This is a genomic window from Luedemannella flava, from assembly GCF_039528515.1.
Lineage (GTDB): Bacteria > Actinomycetota > Actinomycetes > Mycobacteriales > Micromonosporaceae > Luedemannella > Luedemannella flava.
On the sequence record NZ_BAAALT010000008.1, the window covers coordinates 36,398 to 53,883 of the forward strand.

Genomic DNA, 17,486 nt, shown 5'->3' on the forward strand with positions numbered 1-17,486 from the left:
AGGTGCCCGTCGTCACAAGCTGGCACGCGGGCGACCAAACGGTTACAGACGGTTACGGTCGTGCCGGGGCGGGGAGCTGCGCACACGTGGGGAAGCCAAGAAGCGCGGCGGCGCGTTAGCGTAGTTTCCTGAGGAAACGTTCAGGAGGTTTCATGAGCGAGCAGCAGCGGATCCGGGTCGTCATCGCGAAGCCGGGCCTGGACGGCCACGATCGCGGGGCCAAGGTCGTGGCCCGGGCGCTGCGGGACGCGGGCATGGAGGTCATCTACACCGGCCTCCATCAGACCCCGGACCAGATCGTCGCGACGGCCATCCAGGAGGACGCGGACGTCGTGGGGCTGTCGGTGCTGTCCGGCGCGCACATGACGCAGTTCCGCCGGGTCGTCGAGCTGCTGCGCGAGCAGGGCGCCGAGGACATCGTGGTGTTCGGCGGCGGCATCATCCCCGACGCGGACATCCCCGAGCTGACCGAGATGGGCGTCGCCAAGATCTTCACCCCCGGCGCCTCCACCCAGGCGATCGTCGACTGGGTCCGCGCCAACGTCCCCACCGCCGTCGCCTAACGCCCGTCCGATGCGGCAAAGTCACAACTCTGCTGGCTATCCGGCTCCGGGTAACCGGCAAAGTTGCGACTTTGCCGGTTTGGGTGCGGGGGGGTGGGCGCGCGAAGTGAGAGGCCGGACGCACCCCTCACACGTCCGGCCTCTCTATGCACGATGCCCCGCCGCCACCCCTCGACCGACAGGGCATCGGCCGTCTTCGTCGCCGGCTTCGATCTCCGCCACCGACATCACACTCAACGACGCCTGACGGAGCCGGTTACGCGGTTTGTCGGATTTCGGCTTCCCGGCGCGGGAAACCTGCCCACGCGGTCGCCGCCTGGTGTGGACTTGGGGTGTGCGCTTGGGCACAGGACGTGCCTGCCGGGATGCGCGCGGTGTCCGGCTCGCTAGGCTGCGGGACGATAAGGCCCGCCCGAAAAAGTGAGCGGCGCGTATACGTCAGCGAAGAGGTTTACGTGGACCTGTACGAATACCAGGGACGCGAGCTGTTCGACCGGCACGGCCTGCCGGTTCTGGACGGCGGCGTCGCCACGACCCCGGCCGAGGCCCGCGAGATCGCGGAGCGTCTGGGCGGCCGGGTGGTCGTGAAGGCTCAGGTGAAGGTCGGGGGTCGGGGCAAGGCCGGCGGCGTGAAGCTCGCCGACGGCGTCGACGAGGCGCAGGCCCGCGCGACCGACATTCTCGGCATGGACATCAAGGGCCACACGGTCCACAAGGTCATGGTCACCACCACGGCGGCCATCACCGAGGAGTACTACTTCTCCTACCTGCTCGACCGGGCGAACCGCAGCTTCCTCTGCATCGCCAGCACCGCGGGCGGCATGGAGATCGAGCAGGTCGCCCACGACGCGCCCGAGAAGGTCGTGAAGCTGCCGATCGACGCCAACAAGGGCGTCGACGAGGCGACCGCGCGCGAGATCGTGACGAAGGCCGCGTTCCCTGAAGAGGTCGCCGAGCAGATCGTCGAGATCGCCCAGGGCCTGTGGCAGGCGTTCGTGGCCGAGGACGCCACGCTCGTCGAGGTGAACCCGCTGGCCAAGGTCGACGACGGCAAGGTCCTGCTGCTCGACGCGAAGGTCACCCTCGACGCGAACGCGGACTTCCGCCACCCCGACCACGCCGCGTGGGAGGACAAGTCGGCGGTCGACCCGCTGGAGCAGGCCGCGAAGGCCAAGGACCTCAACTACGTCAAGCTCGACGGCGAGGTCGGCATCATCGGCAACGGCGCGGGCCTGGTCATGTCGACCCTCGACGTGGTCGCGTACGCGGGTGAGGAGTTCGGCGGCGTGAAGCCGGCCAACTTCCTCGACATCGGCGGCGGCGCGAGCGCGGCCGTGATGGCGAACGGTCTGGAGATCGTCCTGTCGGACCCGGCCGTGAAGAGCGTGTTCGTCAACGTGTTCGGCGGCATCACCGCCTGCGACGCGGTCGCCAACGGCATCGTTCAGGCGCTGGCGCTGCTCACCGAGCGCGGCGAGACGGTCGACAAGCCGCTCGTCGTGCGCCTCGACGGCAACAACGCCGAGGAGGGCCGCCGGATCCTGGACTCGGCGAACAATCCGCTGGTCGAGCGGGTGGACACTATGGACGGTGCCGCGAAGCGCGCGGCCGAGCTCGCGGCTGCGGGGGTGTGACGCAATGGCTATCTGGCTCACCAGCGAATCCAAGGTGATCGTCCAGGGCATCACCGGCGCCGAGGGCAGCAAGCACGCGGCCCGCATGCTGCGCGCCGGCACGAACGTCGTGGGCGGCACGAACCCGCGCAAGGCCGGCCAGAAGGTCGAGCTGGAGGGGCACAGCGTGCCCGTCTTCGGCACGGTGGCCGAGGCGATGGCCGAGGCGGGCGCCGACGTCAGCGTCATCTTCGTGCCGCCGGCGTTCACCAAGGCAGCCGTCCTGGAGGCGATCGACGCGGAGATCCCGCTCGCCGTCGTCATCACCGAGGGCGTCCCGGTGCACGACACCGCGGCGTTCTGGGCGCACGCCGTGGCCACCGGCAACAAGACGCGGATCATCGGCCCCAACTGCCCGGGCATCGCGAGCCCCGGCGCCTCCAACGCCGGCATCATCCCGGCCGACATCACCGGGTCCGGCCGCATCGGCCTGGTCTCGAAGTCGGGCACGCTGACCTACCAGATGATGTACGAGTTGCGCGACATCGGCTTCTCGACGTGCGTCGGCATCGGCGGCGACCCGATCATCGGGACGACCCACATCGACGCCCTGGCGGCGTTCCAGGACGATCCCGACACCGACGCGATCGTGATGATCGGCGAGATCGGCGGCGACGCCGAGGAGCGCGCGGCGGACTTCATCAAGGCCAACGTGACCAAGCCGGTCGTCGGCTACATCGCCGGCTTCACCGCGCCGCCCGGCAAGACGATGGGCCACGCGGGCGCCATCATCTCCGGTTCGGCCGGCACCGCCGACGCGAAGAAGGCGGCGCTGGAGGCGGTCGGCGTCAAGGTGGGCAAGACCCCCACCGAGACGGCGAACATCATGCGCGCCCTGATGCAGGGTTAGTTCCAAAGAGCTATTCGCGACGTCGGGGCGGCCGGTCGGGATGACCGGTCGCCCCGATCTCTGTTTAAGTGAAGGGCGATGCCCGCGCCCACCGACGACGACGCCACCCTCGCCACCCGCGACACAGTGCCGGTCCCCGCGCCGCGAAGCGAACCCGCGACCAGCGGCGGCACCCGCCGCGTGCCGGCGGCGGCCCGGCGCGTCCGCCACCGGGCGCCGCTCGCCTTGTCGGCCGCCATCGCGAGCGGCTGGGCGGCTCTCACGTCGTACTCGCTGATGTTCCTTGTGGTCGCGGTGGGTGGGCTCGGGTCCTCGCTCTCGCTCGCGGACGTGGCGAGGTTCGCCTCCGCCGCGTGGCTGTTGTCGCACGGCGTTCCGCTGACCACCGCGACCGATCACATCTCCCTGGCGCCGCTGGTGGTCACCGCGCTGTGCGCCTGGCGGGTGGTCCGCGCCGGGGTGCACGCGAGCCGGTCGCAGGGCGGAAACAAGAGCCGGCGGGTACGCACGGCGGTGGCGGCCGCCGTGGCGGTGGCGATCTGCTACGCGGGCTGGGGGACGCTCATCGCGGCCCTGATGACCGGCCCCGACCTGGCCGCCCACCCGCCCCGCGCGGCCCTGACCTGTGGCCTGTTCGGGCTGGTCGGGGCGCTCGCCGGGGCGCTGCGGTCCAGCCGGTCGGCGCGGGCGGCCGTGGCCCGGCTGCCGCTGCTGGTCAAGGACGCCATCCGGGTCGGCGTGGTGGCGGCACTGCTCGTGGTGGCCACGGGCGCGGGCACGGCCGGTCTGGCGCTCGCCGTGCACGGCGGCGACGCCGTCGACATGCTCGACGGGTTCCAGACGGGCGTGTTCGGCCAGGCCGGGGTCACCCTGGCCTGCCTGGCGTACCTGCCGAACCTCACCGTGTGGGCGACGAGCTACCTGTTGGGGCCGGGGTTCGTCGTCGGCGTGGGCGCGGCCGTCACGCCGTGGGCCGTGGTGAGCGGACCGCTGCCGGGGCTGCCCATCCTGGCGGCGCTGCCGTCGGCGCCCGTGTCCGGGCCGTCCGCCGTGCTGGTGGCGGGGCCGCTGGTCGCGGCGGTGTTGGCCAGCGCGCTGGCCACCCGGCGCCGCCTGCGGGTGTCCGGCTCGCGGGCTGTCCGGCTGCCCATGCTGATCTGGTCGGGGGTGCTGGCCGGGCCGGTGGCCGGGGCGCTGCTCGGGGTGGCCGCATTCGTCTCGCGCGGCGGGCTCGGCGACGGCCGGATGGCCGAGCTCGGCCCGGTGCCGTGGCTCGTGGCCCTGTGCGCCGCGGGCATCGTCAGCGTGGGCACGGTGATCGGCGCCGCCGGCTACCGCGGCGTGCGGCCGCGCGACGACTGATCCGCGCCCCGACAACGCGAACGGCGGGCCTCCCGAGGGAGACCCGCCGCCGTGCAGCCATTGGCTGACTCAGGTGGTGCTCATCATGCTGCCGAGGCCACCGAGCAGGCAGCAGACGATCACGATGGCGTACCACGCCAGACCGATGATGAGGGCCAGCTTCGACCACTTCTTCGACTCGGCGGCCGCGGCCTGCGCACCCGCGATGTCGCCCTGCTGGACCAGCGGGTTCACCTTGGAAGCGTTGATGATGGCCGGGATCGCGAGCGGCCAGAAAAGGAAGATGGCGACGATCGACATCGTCATGTTGTTGTCGATCTGCTGAGGTTGGCCGGAGTAACCGGGCTGCACCATGGATGCTCCTTGTGAGGGATGAAGCCGAACTACGGCAGGGTACTAGGCCGGTGCCCGTCCGCACAGTCCCAAAATGGCCACGTTAGGCTGCTCGCGTGGGGAAAGCGCGTCTCGTTGTTCTGATCTCCGGCTCCGGCTCCAACCTGCAGGCTCTTATCGACGCCTGCGCCGACCCCGCGTACGGCGCGGAGGTGGTGGCCGTCGGCGCCGACCGGGACGGCATCGCGGGCCTCGACCGGGCCGCCACGCACGGCATCCCGACCTTCGTCTGCCGGGTCCCTGACTTCGCAAGCAGGGAGGACTGGGACGCCGAGCTCACCGCCCGCTGCCAAGCGCACGCTCCGGATCTTGTGGTTTCGGCCGGGTTCCTGAAGCTGGTCGGCAAGGAGTTCCTGACCACCTTCGCGGGGCGTTACCTCAACACGCACAACGCGCTGCTGCCCGGCTTCCCCGGCATCCACGGCCCGCGCGACGCGCTGGAGTACGGCGTGAAGATCGCCGGCGCGACCCTGTTCATCGTGGACGACGGCGTGGACACCGGGCCGATCATCGCGCAGGTGGCGGTGCCCGTCCACGACGACGACACCGAGGACACCCTCACCGAGCGCATCAAGGACGTCGAGCGCCGACAGCTCGTCGAGTACGTGGGCCGGATGGTCCGCGACGGTTGGACGATCACCGGAAGGAAGGTCACCGTTCCATGACCGAGTCCCGCACTCCTATTCGCCGTGCGCTGCTGAGCGTGTGGGACAAGACCGGGCTGGACGAGCTGATCCGCGCGCTCGGCGACGCCGGCGTCGAGATCGTGTCCACGGGCAACACCGCCGTGCGCGTCGAGGCGCTGGGCTACCCGGTGACCCGCGTCGAGCACCTGACCGGCTTCGCCGAGTGCCTCGACGGTCGGGTGAAGACGCTGCACCCGAAGGTGCACGCCGGCCTGCTCGCCGACCTGCGGCTGGACTCGCACCGCGAGCAGCTGACCGAGCTGGGCATCGCGCCGTTCGAGCTGCTGGTGAGCAACCTGTACCCGTTCAGCGAGACCGTCGCCTCCGGCGCCGACGACGACGAGTGCATCGAGAAGATCGACATCGGCGGGCCGGCCATGGTGCGGGCCGCCGCGAAGAACCACGCCAACGTCGCCGTCGTGACCTCTCCCGACGCGTACCCCATGGTTATCAAGGCCATCGCCGACGGCGGCCTCACGCTGCGCGAGCGCCGCGCCCTCGCAGGCCGGGCGTTCGCGGACATCGCGGAGTACGACGTGGCGGTCGCCCGCTGGTGGGCGGGGCACCTGGCGCCCGCCGAGGACGGTTGGCCCGAGTTCGCGGGTCTGGCGCTGACGAAGAAGGCCGTGCTGCGCTACGGCGAGAACCCGCACCAGGGCGCGGCGCTCTACACCGCGCCCGACCTGCCGCCGGGCCTGGCCCAGGCCAAGCAGCTGCACGGCAAGGAGATGTCCTACAACAACTACGTCGACGCGGACGCCGCCTGGCGGACCTGCAACGACTTCGCCGACCCGGCCGTGGCGGTCATCAAGCACGCCAACCCGTGCGGCATCGCGGTCGGCGCCGACGTGGCGCAGGCGCACCGCAAGGCGCACGCCACCGACCCGGTGTCCGCGTTCGGCGGGGTGATCGCCGTCAACCGGGAGGTCAGCGTCGAGCTGGCCAACCAGGTCGCGGAGATCTTCACCGAGGTGATCGTCGCGCCGTCCTACGCGGACGGTGCCGTGGACGTCCTCGCGGGCCGCAAGAACCTGCGGGTGCTCGTCGCGCCGCCGTTCACCCCGACGCCCGCCGAGGTGCGCGAGATCTCCGGTGGGGTGCTCACCCAGCAGCGCGACCGCATCGACGCCGAGGGCGACGACCCGGCCACCTGGACGCTGGCGACCGGCGAGCCGGCCGACGAGGCGACGCTGGCCGATCTCGCGTTCGCCTGGCGGGCGGTGCGGGCCGTGAAGTCCAACGCGATCCTGCTCGCGTCCGACGGCGCCGCCGTGGGCGTGGGCATGGGGCAGGTCAACCGGGTCGACTCCGCGAAGCTCGCGGTGGCCCGGGCGGGTGCCGAGCGGGCGGCCGGCTCGGTGGCCGCGTCCGACGCCTTCTTCCCGTTCCCGGACGGCCTTGAGGTGCTGCTCGACGCGGGCGTGCGCGCCGTCGTCCAGCCGGGCGGCTCGGTCCGGGACGAGGAGGTCATCGCGGCCGCCGCCAGGGCCGGCGTGACGATGTACCTGACCGGCACCCGCCACTTCTTCCACTGACGCGCGCCGCGGCTGTCCCGCGCCCGCTCAGGTGCAGGACAGCCGGAACGTCTCCCGGGCGTACGGGGTCATCCTGGCGAGGTCCTTTGTGGTGCTGTCGCAGCCGACGATGCCCACGGCGCGTTCGTTCCAGGTCATGAGGGTTCCGCTGCCGGTCGTTCCCGCGCACGTGTAGGTGAAGTCGGCGCTGACCCGGTTGACGGCCAGGAAGAGCGCGACCCTTTCGGGGCCGCCCGCGACGGTCGTGCCCGTGTCGGACAGCGCCTCGCCCGGCAGGGCGAAATGCCGCTCCTCCCGGTCGCGCAGCGACTGGACGAGCGCCTCGACGCTGACGTCCGACGTCGTGGCGCCGACGACGGGCTGCCAGACGGTGATCGGGACCCAGGGCACCACGTCGCCCTTCTTGACCGTCACCGCCGCCGTGCGCTGGGCGAGCAGGGGCGTTGTCTCCACGTGCGTCCAGGTGACCCGCGGGTCGGCGCAGGCCGCGGGGGTCACCACCGGGGTGGCGGCGACGGTGGCGGTGCTGGTGGGCGGCGCGGCCTGGGTGGTGCAGGCGGCGGTCAGGCCCGCGACGCCGACGGCGCACGCCAGTGCGGCCCGGGTCCGGGCAGCTCGCATGATCATGTTGCCTTCCGTCCGCGTGCGCGCCGCCCCCGTGGACGGAGGGACATCCTGACGGGACCTCCCGGCCTCTGTCAAGAAACGGCAGGTCAGGCGCGGTGGGCGGCCGTGCTCTCCTCGAACCAGCCGAGCCGGTTGCCGGCGACGGCGATCATGGTGAGCACGATGACGAGCAGGAATCCGAACGCGCCGAACGTGGCCGGCCAGTTCGTCACCTGTCGCGGGCGGGCCGCCAGGTCGGCCAGGTCGGGTGCGGCGTCGCCGCCGTTGGGCAGGGCGATCACGCCGCCCGCCGCGTCGCTGGTCGGCGGGACGACCTGGGGGGCCCCGGCGGACGTGGGTGCGGCGGTGGTCGTCGGCGCGGCACGGGTGGGCCCGGTGTTGTCGCCGGCCGTGCGGCCGTCATCGTCGCCGTCCCGGGGGGCGCTCGCTGTCGCCCCGATCGTGGGCCGGCCCGGCGGGTTGAGCGCGGGCGGCTCGGACGGACGCGGGCGAGGAGGGGCGAAGCCGCTCGGTGGCGCGGCCACGACGTCCACCCGGCCGAACGTCGGCAGCCAGCCCGTGCGGCCGTCCGCGCCCGCGGTCAGCGCGACCCAACCGGCCCAGCCGGTCGACGCTTCCCGCGGGGCGCGCAGGGTCACCTCGGCGGTCTGCCAACCGGCGCGCGAGACGGTGAAGTTGCAGGTGATCTTCGTGCGGGCCTGGGCGCACGTCGTGGCGACGCCGCTGACCGTCACCTTGCGGGCGTCCAGGCCGGCGGTCTCCAGCACGACGGTCACCCGGCTGACGCCCTCGGGGGCGTACGCCCCGAAGGGCACCTTCACCGTGGTGCCCCGCGCCACCCTGGCGCGCGGGTCGCGCGCGTCGACCCAGTACGCGTACACGCGGGGAGTGTCGTTGACGCCCGCGTGCCGGGGCTCGTTGCGGAACGAACGGTCATCGGTCCGGGAAAAGCCCGAACGCGCCGCCCAGTTACGCTCATCGTCCGAGGCCAGTGCCGTCGGGGCGGTGGTGAGCACGGCCAGGGTGCCGACCGCGAGCGTGCCGCTGGCCATCGCGGCGCCGAGGCGGACGATGCCGCGTCGACCCCAACGGCTGTGCCGCCTCCGAGTGCCCGGTGAACCCACGTCGCCGCCTCCATCCGACCGGCCCCCGCCCGGCCACGGAGTATAGGGCCTCGGACGGGTCCGCGTCGCGTCCACGACGTTCGGTATCCACCGTCGCGGATCGGTTACGCCGGCGTGGGCGGCTCCGACAGCAGGCCAGCGAAGTGACAGGCGCTCGGGTGCGGGTCGGCGTCGCGTACCGCCAGGGGTGGCTCCTCGACGGCGCAGACGTCCTGCGCCTTGAAGCAACGGGTACGGAAGCGGCACCCCGACGGCGGGTTCGCCGGCGACGGCACGTCGCCCGACAGCCGGATCACCGCGCGGTGCGCGCGGGCCGTCGGGTCGGGCACCGGCACCGCCGACAACAGCGCCTGCGTGTACGGGTGCGTCGCGCGCGTGTAGATCTCGTCCTCGGTGCCGATCTCCACGACCTTGCCGAGGTACATGACCGCGACCCGGTCGGAGATGTGCCGCACCACCGACAGGTCGTGGGCGATGAACAGGTACGACAGGCCGAGCTCGCCCTGCAGGCGTTCGAGCAGGTTGATGACCTGCGCCTGGATCGACACGTCGAGCGCCGAGACCGGCTCGTCGCAGATGATGATCTCTGGGCGGAGGGCGAGCGCGCGGGCGATGCCGATGCGCTGGCGCTGCCCGCCGGAGAACTGGTGCGGGTACCGGTTGAGGTGTTCGGGGTTGAGGCCCACGTAGTTGAGCAGCTCCCGCACGCGCGTCGCCCGCGACCCCTTCGGCGCCACGTCGGTGTGGATGTCGAACGGCTCACCGATGATGTCGCCCACCGTCATCCGGGGGTTCAGCGACGTGTACGGGTCCTGCATGACCATCTGCACGTTGCGGCGCAGCCGGCGCAGCTCCGGGCCGGACATCGCGAAGATGTCCCGGTCGCCGAAGCGCACCCGGCCGGCGGTCGGCGTCTCCAGCCGCATGAGCAGCTTCGCCAGCGTCGACTTGCCGCAGCCCGATTCGCCCACGACGCCCAGCGTCTCGCCCTTGTGCAGGGTCAGGCTCACCCCGTCGACCGCCTTGACGGCGCCGATCTTCTTCTTGAACACGATCCCGCGGGTGATCGGGAAGTGTTTGACCAGGCCCTCGACCGTCAGGATGGGGTCACCGGATGGTGCCATCGAGGACCTCCTGGGCGAAGTGGCAGGCGCTGGTGCGGCCGTTGCCCAGCTCCATCTGCGGGGGCACCTGCTCGACACAGATCTCCTCGGCGTACGGGCAGCGTGGGTGGAACGTGCAGCCGCTCGGCGGATGCATCAGGTTCGGCGGGAGTCCCTTGATGGTGGTCAGCTCGGTGCCGCGGGTGTCGAGCCGGGGGATCGACTCGAGCAGACCCTTCGTGTACGGGTGGGCCGGGTTCGCGTACAGGCTGTGCACGTCGGCGTGCTCCACGATGCGGCCGGCGTACATGACGGCGATGCGGTCGGCCACGTCGGCGACGACGCCGAGGTCGTGGGTGATGAGGATCATCGCCATGTTCAGGTCCCGGCGCAGGTCGCCGAGCAGGTCCATGACCTGCGCCTGGACGGTCACGTCGAGGGCGGTGGTCGGCTCGTCGGCGATGAGCACCTTGGGGTTCAGCGCGAGCGCCATGGCGATCATGACGCGTTGGCGCATGCCCCCGGAGAACTGGTGGGGGAAGTCGCCGAGCCGGGTGCGCGCCGCCGGGATCCGGACGAGGTCCATGAGCTCGACGGCCCGGGCGTTCGCGTCGGACCTGCTCATCCCCGCGCGGCGGCGCAGCGTCTCGGTGATCTGGTAGCCGACGGTGAAGACGGGGTTCAGGGCCGACAGCGCGTCCTGGAAGATCATGGCGACGCTCTGGCCGCGCACCTGCCGCCGGTCGGCCTCCTCCATCTCCAGCAGGTCGTTGCCCTTGAACAGGATCCGTCCGCCGGTGATCCTGCCGGGCGGCATGTCGAGGATGCCCATGATGGCCTGCGCGGTCACCGACTTGCCGGAGCCGGACTCGCCCAGCACGGCCAGCGTCTCCCCGGGGTCGAGGTGGTACGACACGCCGTTGATCACCTTCGCCACGCCGTCGCGGGTGTGGAACTCGATGAACAGGTCCCGGACCTCCAGCAGGTGCGGCGCGGCGCCACGAGGGGCGGGTCCGATCCCGCCGGACGCCTCGACTGTCAGGTGTGTCATGCCCGCCTCCGCTAGCGCAGTTTCGGGTCGAAGGCGTCGCGGATCGCGTCGCCCAGCATGATGAAGGCCAGCACGGTCAGCGCGAGGAACACCGACGGTACGATCAGCGGCGTGACCGCCTCGCGCATGTGCAGCCGGCCGCTGTCGATCGAGATGCCCCACGAGATGGTCGGGCTCTGCAGGCCGATGCCGAGGAAAGACAGGGTGGCCTCGGTGGCGATGAACGAGCCCAACGCGATCGTGATGATGACGAGTACGGGCGCGATCGAGTTCGGCAGGATGTGCCGCCACATGATGCGGCCGTTGCCCGCGCCGAGCATGCGCGCCGCCTGCACGTAGTCCTGCTGCTTGGCGGTGATGACCGAGGAGCGGATGACGCGCGCCGCCGTGGTCCAGCCGAGCAGACCCAGGACGAGGACGACGGCGGCGATGCGCGTCTTCTCGTGACCGCTCGGCACCCGGCCCATCACCACGATTGCCGCGAGCAGTAGCGGGATGCCCAGGACGATGTCGACGATCCGGGACAGGACCGCGTCGGGCCAGCCACCGAAGAAGCCGGCGACCATGCCCACGAGGATCGCGATGAGCCCCGCGGTGAGCGCCGCGAGCCCGCCGACGAGCAGCGAGGCGCGGGCCCCGTAGACGGCGCGGGCGTAGACGTCGCAGCCCTGGAAGTCGAACCCGAAGATGGCCGCGCCCTGCGGGCCGTGGTGCTGCATACGCAGGGCGCAGTCGTTCGGGTCGGCCGAGGTGAACAGTTGCGGCACGATCGCCATGAGCAGGGCGATCAGCGCGATCACCAGGGCGATCCAGAACAGCGGGTTGCGGCGCAGGTCGCGCCACGCGTCGCCGGCCAGGCTGCGCGGCCTTCCGGGCACCGCGCTGGGCGTCGGCGGCACCCCGATGTCCGACGGCTGTCCGGGCGCGTTCGGATTGCCGGCCGGCCCGGGCGTGGCGGTGTGCAACTCGGTAGCCGCCACCGTCTCGAAGTCGCTCACGCCAACACCTCCGCTGCGCTCCGGCGTTGGCGTGAGTCATCACTGAGCTGACGGTTCACTCGCTGACGCTCGTTCACTGCCTCCACCTCACTCATACCGGATCCGCGGGTCGAGTACGGCGTAGAGCACGTCGACGACGAGGTTGATGACGAGGTAGACGACCACGAGGACGCTCACGAAACCGATCACCAGCGGCCCGTCGCCGGTGCGGATGGAGCGGAACAGGTACTGCCCGACGCCGGGGACGTTGAACACGCCCTCGGTCACGATCGCGCCGCCCATGAGGTTTCCCAGCTCGACGCCGAGGAACGTCACGATCGGGATGAGCGAGTTGCGCAGCACGTGGACGCCGATGACCCGGCGCGGCTGCAGGCCCTTGGAGCGGGCCGTGCGGACGTAGTCGGAGCGGAGGTTCTCGCCGACCGACGCGCGGGTCAGGCGCAGGGCCGTGGCCAGCGACAACGAGCCGAGGACCATGCCGGGCAGCAGGATCTGGTACAGGCTGGGATCGGCGCCCGCCGTGGCCGGGAAGATCGGCCACTTCACCGCGAACAGGTACTGCGCGACCGGCGCCAGCACGATCGACGGGATGCCGATCACGACGAGGGTCAGCACGAGCGTGCTGTTGTCGAGGATGCCGCCGCGCCGGATGCCGGCGATCACGCCGCCCGTCACGCCGAAGATGATCGTGAAGAGGATCGCCACGACGGCGAGCTTGGCGGTGACCGGCCAGGCCCGGGCCAGGATCTCGTTGATCGGCTGGCCGGTGAGCGAGGTGCCGAAGTCCCCGTGCAGCAGTCCGCCGATGTAGTAGAAGTACTGCGCGAAGAAGCCCTCGTTGAGGTGGAATTCCTGGATCATCGCGTTCAGCTGCGCTTCGCTGACCGGCCGCTCGCCGGCCAGGGACTGCGCGACGTTGCGCGCGTCGCCCCGGCCCGCGAACATGAGGGCGAAGACGATCAAGGTCGTGCCGAAGAAGGCAAGGACCATCTGGAGCAGCCGCCGCACGATGTAGCGGAACATGCCCCTAGTCTCTCCGCAGATCGCCCTTAAGCATGGCTTATCGGCGGAAAAGACGGTATTCAGGCTTCGGGGATGTATCCCCTACGCGCCGGCGGGCCGCCCCGATGAGGGGCGGCCCGCCGGCGCGGACCCGGTCACGAGGTCAGGAGACGACCTCGATCTGGAGCAGGTCGACCCGGTTGAACAGGTCCATCGCGACGTTGCGGGTGCGCTCGGAGTGACCGAACACGTTCTGCCCGAACCGCATGGGCATGACCGGCATCTCCTTGGCGAGGATGTCCTCCGCCGCCTGGTACTTGACGATCGCGGCCTCGGCGGTCTCGGCCTGCTGGCCGGCGGCCACCAGGTCGTCGAACTCCTTGTTGCTGAACCCGTAGTAGTTCGACGAGCCGTTGGTCGTGTACAGCGGGCCCAGGTAGTTCTCCATGGACGGGTAGTCCATGACCCAGCCCATGCGGAACATGCCGACGTTCTGCTTCTTGTCCAGCTTGGTGAGCAGATCCGCGAACTTGGCCTCCGGCTGCGCGGTGCAGGTCACGCCCAGGTTGTTCTTGAGCTGGTTGCAGGTCGCCTCGACCCAGTCCTTGTGCCCACCGTCCGCGTTGTACGTGATGACCAGGCTCGACGGCCCGGCCGCGGCCGTGTACGCCTCCTTGGCCGCCGTCGGGTTGTACTTGCACGCGTCGCCGCAGGTGTCGGGCCGGTAGCCGGCCACGACCGGCGACACGAACGACCTGGCGGAGGTCTGCGAACCCTTGAAGATCGCGGTCACCTGTTCGTCCCGGTCGATCGCCATCGAGATGGCCTTGCGGACCTCGACCTTGGCGAACTTCGGGTCGTACGTGGGGAACGCCAGGATCTGCAGCGACGACGCCGGGCTCTTGAGGAACCGGTCGCCCAGGTCGTTCGGGGCGGTGGTCAGGTTCTCCGTCGGGATCTGCTTCATCACGTCGACGTTGCCCGCGAGCAGGTCGTTGTACTCGGCCGTGGGCTGCAGGTACACCTTGAAGATGGCGCCGGCGACCTTGGGCTTGGTGCCCGGGTACGCGTCGTAGCGCTCGACCTCGATCTGCTGGTCGTGCTGCCACGTGCCCTTCATCTTGAACGGGCCGTTGCCGACCGGGGCGTTCTCGAAGTCCTTCTTGACGCTGCCGTCGCTCTCGAACGCCGCCTTCGGCAGCGGGTAGAACGCGGTGTAGCCGAGCAGCGTCTTGAAGTCGATGAACGGGTTGGTCAGGTCGACGGTGTACGTCAGGTCGTCGACCTTCTTCAGGCCGGACAGCGTCTTGGCCTTGGGCACGGGCGCCGTCTTCGGGCCGTCGCCGTCGGGGTCCGACGTGTTCATGTCGGCGTACCCGGCGATCTTGTCAAAGAAGTAGTTGTTGTTCTGGCCGTTCGGGCCGTAGGCGCCGTAGTTCCAGGAGTCGATGAAGCTGTCGGACGTGACCTTCTCGCCGTTGTGGAACGTGTAGCCGTCCTTCAGCTTGATGGTCCACGTCTTGTTGCCGTTGGACGGGGTGATCGACTCCGCCGCCACCTCGTACGGCTTGTTCTGCGCGTCGTAGTCCACCAGCGGTGTGTACAGCGCCGCGAGGACCTGCGAGCCGCTGGTCTCGTTGGTGTTGGTCGGGATCAGGAACTGCGGCTCGGCGATGCCGATGGTGACCACCGCGCTGGTGTTCGCACTGCCGCCCCCCTCGTCGTCCCCGCCGCAGCCGGCCAGTGCGCTGGTCACGACGATCAGGCTTGCGGGCACGGCCCAGGCGGCACGCCTGCGGACCTGCATGGTTCCTCCTTGCCGCGCCGGCGCCGAGGCTCGGGCGGGCGCTTTCACGCTCCGGTGGTCAACGGCGGCGGCCGGTGGACTTTCTCCGGGCAGCACTCACCGTGACCAGGGTCTACTTATCAGGAATTATCACCACAGATTCTCCCAACACTTGGTAGGACGGCGGCAATTGATTCGCCGATGCTCATAGCGAGCTATCGGGTCGATTACAGAGAGTTATCAGCTTGGCCGGGCCGGGCCGGGGGCGCGAACCGGCCACGTGGCAGGATCGGGGGGTGACCGCGACGCTTCTGGACGGCAAGATCACCGCCGCCACGATCAAGGACGAGCTCCGGGTACGGACGAAGGCGCTCGCCGAGCGCGGCATCCAGCCCGGGCTGGGCACCATCCTGGTCGGTGACGACCCCGGCTCGCACACCTACGTCGCGATGAAGCACCGCGACTGCGCCGAGGTCGGGATCGTCTCGATCCGCAAGGACCTGCCCGCGACGGCCACCCAGGAAGAGGTTGACCGGGCCGTCGCGGAGCTCAACGCCGACCCCGCCTGCACCGGTTACCTGGTCCAGCTCCCGATGCCGCGCCAGATCGACCAGCAGCGCGTGCTGGAGGCGGTCGACCCCGCCAAGGACGTGGACGGCCTGCACCCGGTCAGCCTCGGCCGGCTCGTCCTGGGCGTCCCGGGCTCGCTGCCCTGCACGCCCAAGGGCATCCTCGAACTGCTCCGCCGCTACGGGGTGCCGATCGAGGGCGCGGAGGTGGTCATCATCGGCCGGGGCATCACCGTGGGCCGCCCGCTCGGCCTGCTGCTCACCCGTCGCTCGGAGAACGCGACGGTCACGTACTGCCACACCGGCACCCACGACCTCGTGGCGCACACCCGCCGCGCGGACATCGTGGTGGCCGCGGCCGGCGTCCCGGACATCCTCACGGCCGACATGGTCAAGCCCGGCGCGGCCGTGGTCGACCTCGGTACGGGCCGGCGGGTCGGCGACGACGGCGTGTCGCGCCTGGCCGGCGACGTGCACCCGGGCGTCGCCGAGGTGGCCGGCTACCTCACCCCGAACCCCGGCGGCGTCGGCCCGATGACGCGGGCGATGCTCCTGTCGAATGTGGTGGAGACCGCCGAACGCGCGGCCGGCTGAGCGGCGTCCACCACCGCGGGTTACTGTGCAGAAACAGCAGGTTTTTTAACGCCGGTTAACGCGGGAGACACCACGCCATGGGCAAGAAGGTCACCGTCGTCGGCGCCGGATTCTACGGCTCCACGACCGCACAGCGCCTCGCCGAGTACGACGTCTTCGAGACGGTCGTGCTCACCGACATCATCGAGGGCAAGCCGCAGGGTCTCGCCCTCGACCTCAACCAGTCGCGGGCCATCGAGGGCTTCGAGACGAAGGTGGTCGGTGTCAGCACCGGCCCGAACGGCGAGGGCTACGAGGCGATCGAGGGCTCCGACGTCGTCGTCATCACCGCGGGCCTGCCCCGCAAGCCGGGCATGAGCCGGATGGACCTCCTGGGCGTCAACGCGAAGATCGTTCGCCAGGTGGCCGAGAACGTGGCCAAGTACGCGCCGAACGCCGTCGTCGTGGTGGTCTCCAACCCGCTCGACGAGATGACCGCGCTGGCCCAGATCGCCACCGCGTTCCCGAAGAACCGGGTGCTCGGCCAGGCCGGCGTGCTCGACACCGCCCGCTTCACCAACTTCGTCGCCGAGACCCTCGGCGTGCCGGTGAAGTCGGTCAAGACGCTGACCCTGGGCTCGCACGGCGACACCATGGTCCCGGTCCCGTCGCAGTGCACTGTGGACGGCAGGCCGCTCACCGAGCTGCTCCCGGCCGACAAGATCGAGGAGCTGGTCACCCGCACCCGCAACGGCGGCGCCGAGGTCGTGGCGCTGCTCAAGACCGGCTCGGCGTACTACGCCCCGTCGGCCGCCGCCGCCCGCATGGCCAAGGCGATCGCCGAGGACAGCGGCGAGGTCTGGCCGGTCTGCGCCTGGGTCGACGGCGAGTACGGCATCTCCGGCGTCTACCTCGGCGTGCTCGCCGAGCTGGGGGCCACCGGCGTCCGCAAGGTCGTCGAGACGCCGCTCACCGACGCGGAGCTCGCGTCGCTCAAGGAGGCCGCCGAGGCCGTCCGCGCCAAGCAGTCGGACGTCGCCGACCTGTAGGGCCAACCGACCGCGGCTCGGGCGTCCCCTGTGGACGCCCGGGCCGCGTCGCGCTTTCGGGTGAATGCCGCCACGCGGGCTTGCGGCGCCAAAGTCGACCGCCGCCAGCGTCGGCGCCGTGCCCTCACCGCTTCACGAGATCCTCATCGAGATGTTCCGCGAACGGCCCACCTTGGCGGCCCAACTCCTGGTGGACCAGTTGGGCCTGACCATTCCGGAGTTCGACGAGGTTATGACATCGTCAGCGCGGCAGTGCGCGAGGCGACCCGGAGGGACCCGGAGGCGTTGATGTCGATCGCAACTGGGCGGCCGCTGAGCGACTTCGGCCGCCGTCACTACGACGATGGCGTGGCCCAGGGTGAGGCCCAGGGTGAGGCCCGCGGTGAGGCGCTGGCGGTGCTGAAGGTCCTTGATGCTCGAGGTATCGAGATCTCCGATGCGGCGCGTGCGCAGATCGCCGAATGCACCGCCGTCGACCAGATTGATCTTTGGCTGCGGCGGGTTGCCACGGTTGCCTCGGTTGAGGAGCTGCTCGCCTGAAC

At 70.6% G+C, this 17,486-nt stretch carries 17 protein-coding genes; 9 read left to right on the forward strand and 8 right to left on the reverse strand.

Going from position 1 to position 17,486, the window contains the following annotated elements; all coding sequences use genetic code 11:
* The first annotated feature begins 152 nt into the window (after positions 1-152).
* The 4 genes from icmB (at position 153) to ABD211_RS02245 (ending at position 4,448) form a co-directional block, all read left to right on the forward strand.
* Positions 153-563: a coenzyme B12-dependent isobutyryl CoA mutase small subunit gene (icmB, locus tag ABD211_RS02230; protein WP_344125627.1), complete on the forward strand. Its 411-nt coding sequence runs from the start codon at positions 153-155 to the stop codon at positions 561-563.
* Positions 564-1,018: 455 nt separating this feature from the next.
* Positions 1,019-2,197 (forward strand): ADP-forming succinate--CoA ligase subunit beta, encoded by a 1,179-nt coding sequence (sucC, locus tag ABD211_RS02235; protein ID WP_344125629.1) that lies wholly within the window; start codon positions 1,019-1,021, stop codon positions 2,195-2,197.
* 4 nt (positions 2,198-2,201) lie between these two features.
* Positions 2,202-3,086, forward strand: a complete 885-nt coding sequence (gene sucD / locus ABD211_RS02240) for a succinate--CoA ligase subunit alpha (RefSeq protein WP_344125631.1) — start codon at positions 2,202-2,204, stop codon at positions 3,084-3,086.
* A gap of 78 nt (positions 3,087-3,164) precedes the next feature.
* Positions 3,165-4,448: a cell division protein PerM gene (locus tag ABD211_RS02245; protein WP_344125633.1), complete on the forward strand. Its 1,284-nt coding sequence runs from the start codon at positions 3,165-3,167 to the stop codon at positions 4,446-4,448.
* Positions 4,449-4,517: 69 nt separating this feature from the next.
* Here ABD211_RS02245 and ABD211_RS02250 read toward each other — a convergent pair whose 3' ends face one another.
* Positions 4,518-4,802: a CD225/dispanin family protein gene (locus ABD211_RS02250; RefSeq protein ID WP_344125635.1), complete on the reverse strand. Its 285-nt coding sequence runs from the start codon at positions 4,800-4,802 to the stop codon at positions 4,518-4,520.
* Positions 4,803-4,897: 95 nt separating this feature from the next.
* Here ABD211_RS02250 and purN point away from each other — a divergent pair, with 95 nt between their 5' ends.
* Both purN and purH read left to right on the forward strand, forming a co-directional pair.
* Entirely contained in the window at positions 4,898-5,506 is a 609-nt protein-coding gene (gene purN / locus ABD211_RS02255) for a phosphoribosylglycinamide formyltransferase (protein WP_344125637.1), read from the forward strand.
* On the forward strand, positions 5,503-7,062 hold the full coding sequence (gene purH / locus ABD211_RS02260; RefSeq protein ID WP_344125639.1) for a bifunctional phosphoribosylaminoimidazolecarboxamide formyltransferase/IMP cyclohydrolase: 1,560 nt from the start codon (positions 5,503-5,505) through the stop codon (positions 7,060-7,062). The genes purN and purH overlap by 4 nt, the downstream gene beginning before the upstream one ends.
* A 27-nt stretch (positions 7,063-7,089) precedes the next feature.
* Here purH and ABD211_RS02265 read toward each other — a convergent pair whose 3' ends face one another.
* The 7 genes from ABD211_RS02265 to ABD211_RS02295 all read right to left on the reverse strand — a co-directional run bounded on the left by ABD211_RS02265 (position 7,090) and on the right by ABD211_RS02295 (position 14,774).
* Entirely contained in the window at positions 7,090-7,689 is a 600-nt protein-coding gene (locus tag ABD211_RS02265) for a hypothetical protein (protein ID WP_344125641.1), read from the reverse strand.
* A gap of 86 nt (positions 7,690-7,775) precedes the next feature.
* On the reverse strand, positions 7,776-8,741 hold the full coding sequence (locus tag ABD211_RS02270; protein WP_344125644.1) for a hypothetical protein: 966 nt from the start codon (positions 8,739-8,741) through the stop codon (positions 7,776-7,778).
* Between the two features lie 176 nt (positions 8,742-8,917).
* Positions 8,918-9,937: an ABC transporter ATP-binding protein gene (locus tag ABD211_RS02275; RefSeq protein ID WP_344125646.1), complete on the reverse strand. Its 1,020-nt coding sequence runs from the start codon at positions 9,935-9,937 to the stop codon at positions 8,918-8,920.
* A complete protein-coding gene (locus tag ABD211_RS02280; RefSeq protein WP_344125649.1) occupies positions 9,921-10,967 on the reverse strand; it encodes an ABC transporter ATP-binding protein in 1,047 nt (348 codons plus the stop codon). Before ABD211_RS02280 ends, ABD211_RS02275 begins: the two co-directional genes overlap by 17 nt.
* A gap of 11 nt (positions 10,968-10,978) precedes the next feature.
* Positions 10,979-11,965: an ABC transporter permease gene (locus ABD211_RS02285; RefSeq protein ID WP_344125652.1), complete on the reverse strand. Its 987-nt coding sequence runs from the start codon at positions 11,963-11,965 to the stop codon at positions 10,979-10,981.
* 87 nt (positions 11,966-12,052) lie between these two features.
* Positions 12,053-12,988, reverse strand: a complete 936-nt coding sequence (locus ABD211_RS02290) for an ABC transporter permease (RefSeq protein ID WP_344125654.1) — start codon at positions 12,986-12,988, stop codon at positions 12,053-12,055.
* A gap of 142 nt (positions 12,989-13,130) precedes the next feature.
* Positions 13,131-14,774, reverse strand: coding sequence for a peptide ABC transporter substrate-binding protein (locus ABD211_RS02295; RefSeq protein WP_344125657.1), 1,644 nt, complete (start codon positions 14,772-14,774; stop codon positions 13,131-13,133).
* 275 nt (positions 14,775-15,049) lie between these two features.
* Here ABD211_RS02295 and ABD211_RS02300 point away from each other — a divergent pair, with 275 nt between their 5' ends.
* From ABD211_RS02300 to ABD211_RS02310, 3 genes are all read left to right on the forward strand, one after another.
* On the forward strand, positions 15,050-15,916 hold the full coding sequence (locus ABD211_RS02300; protein WP_344125659.1) for a bifunctional methylenetetrahydrofolate dehydrogenase/methenyltetrahydrofolate cyclohydrolase: 867 nt from the start codon (positions 15,050-15,052) through the stop codon (positions 15,914-15,916).
* 77 nt (positions 15,917-15,993) lie between these two features.
* Positions 15,994-16,944 carry a malate dehydrogenase gene (gene mdh, locus ABD211_RS02305; protein ID WP_344125661.1) on the forward strand — a complete coding sequence of 317 codons (951 nt, stop codon included), beginning with the start codon at positions 15,994-15,996 and terminating at the stop codon, positions 16,942-16,944.
* Between the two features lie 288 nt (positions 16,945-17,232).
* Complete coding sequence (locus ABD211_RS02310; protein ID WP_344125663.1) at positions 17,233-17,484, forward strand: hypothetical protein; 252 nt, start codon at positions 17,233-17,235, stop codon at positions 17,482-17,484.
* Positions 17,485-17,486 lie beyond the last annotated feature (2 nt).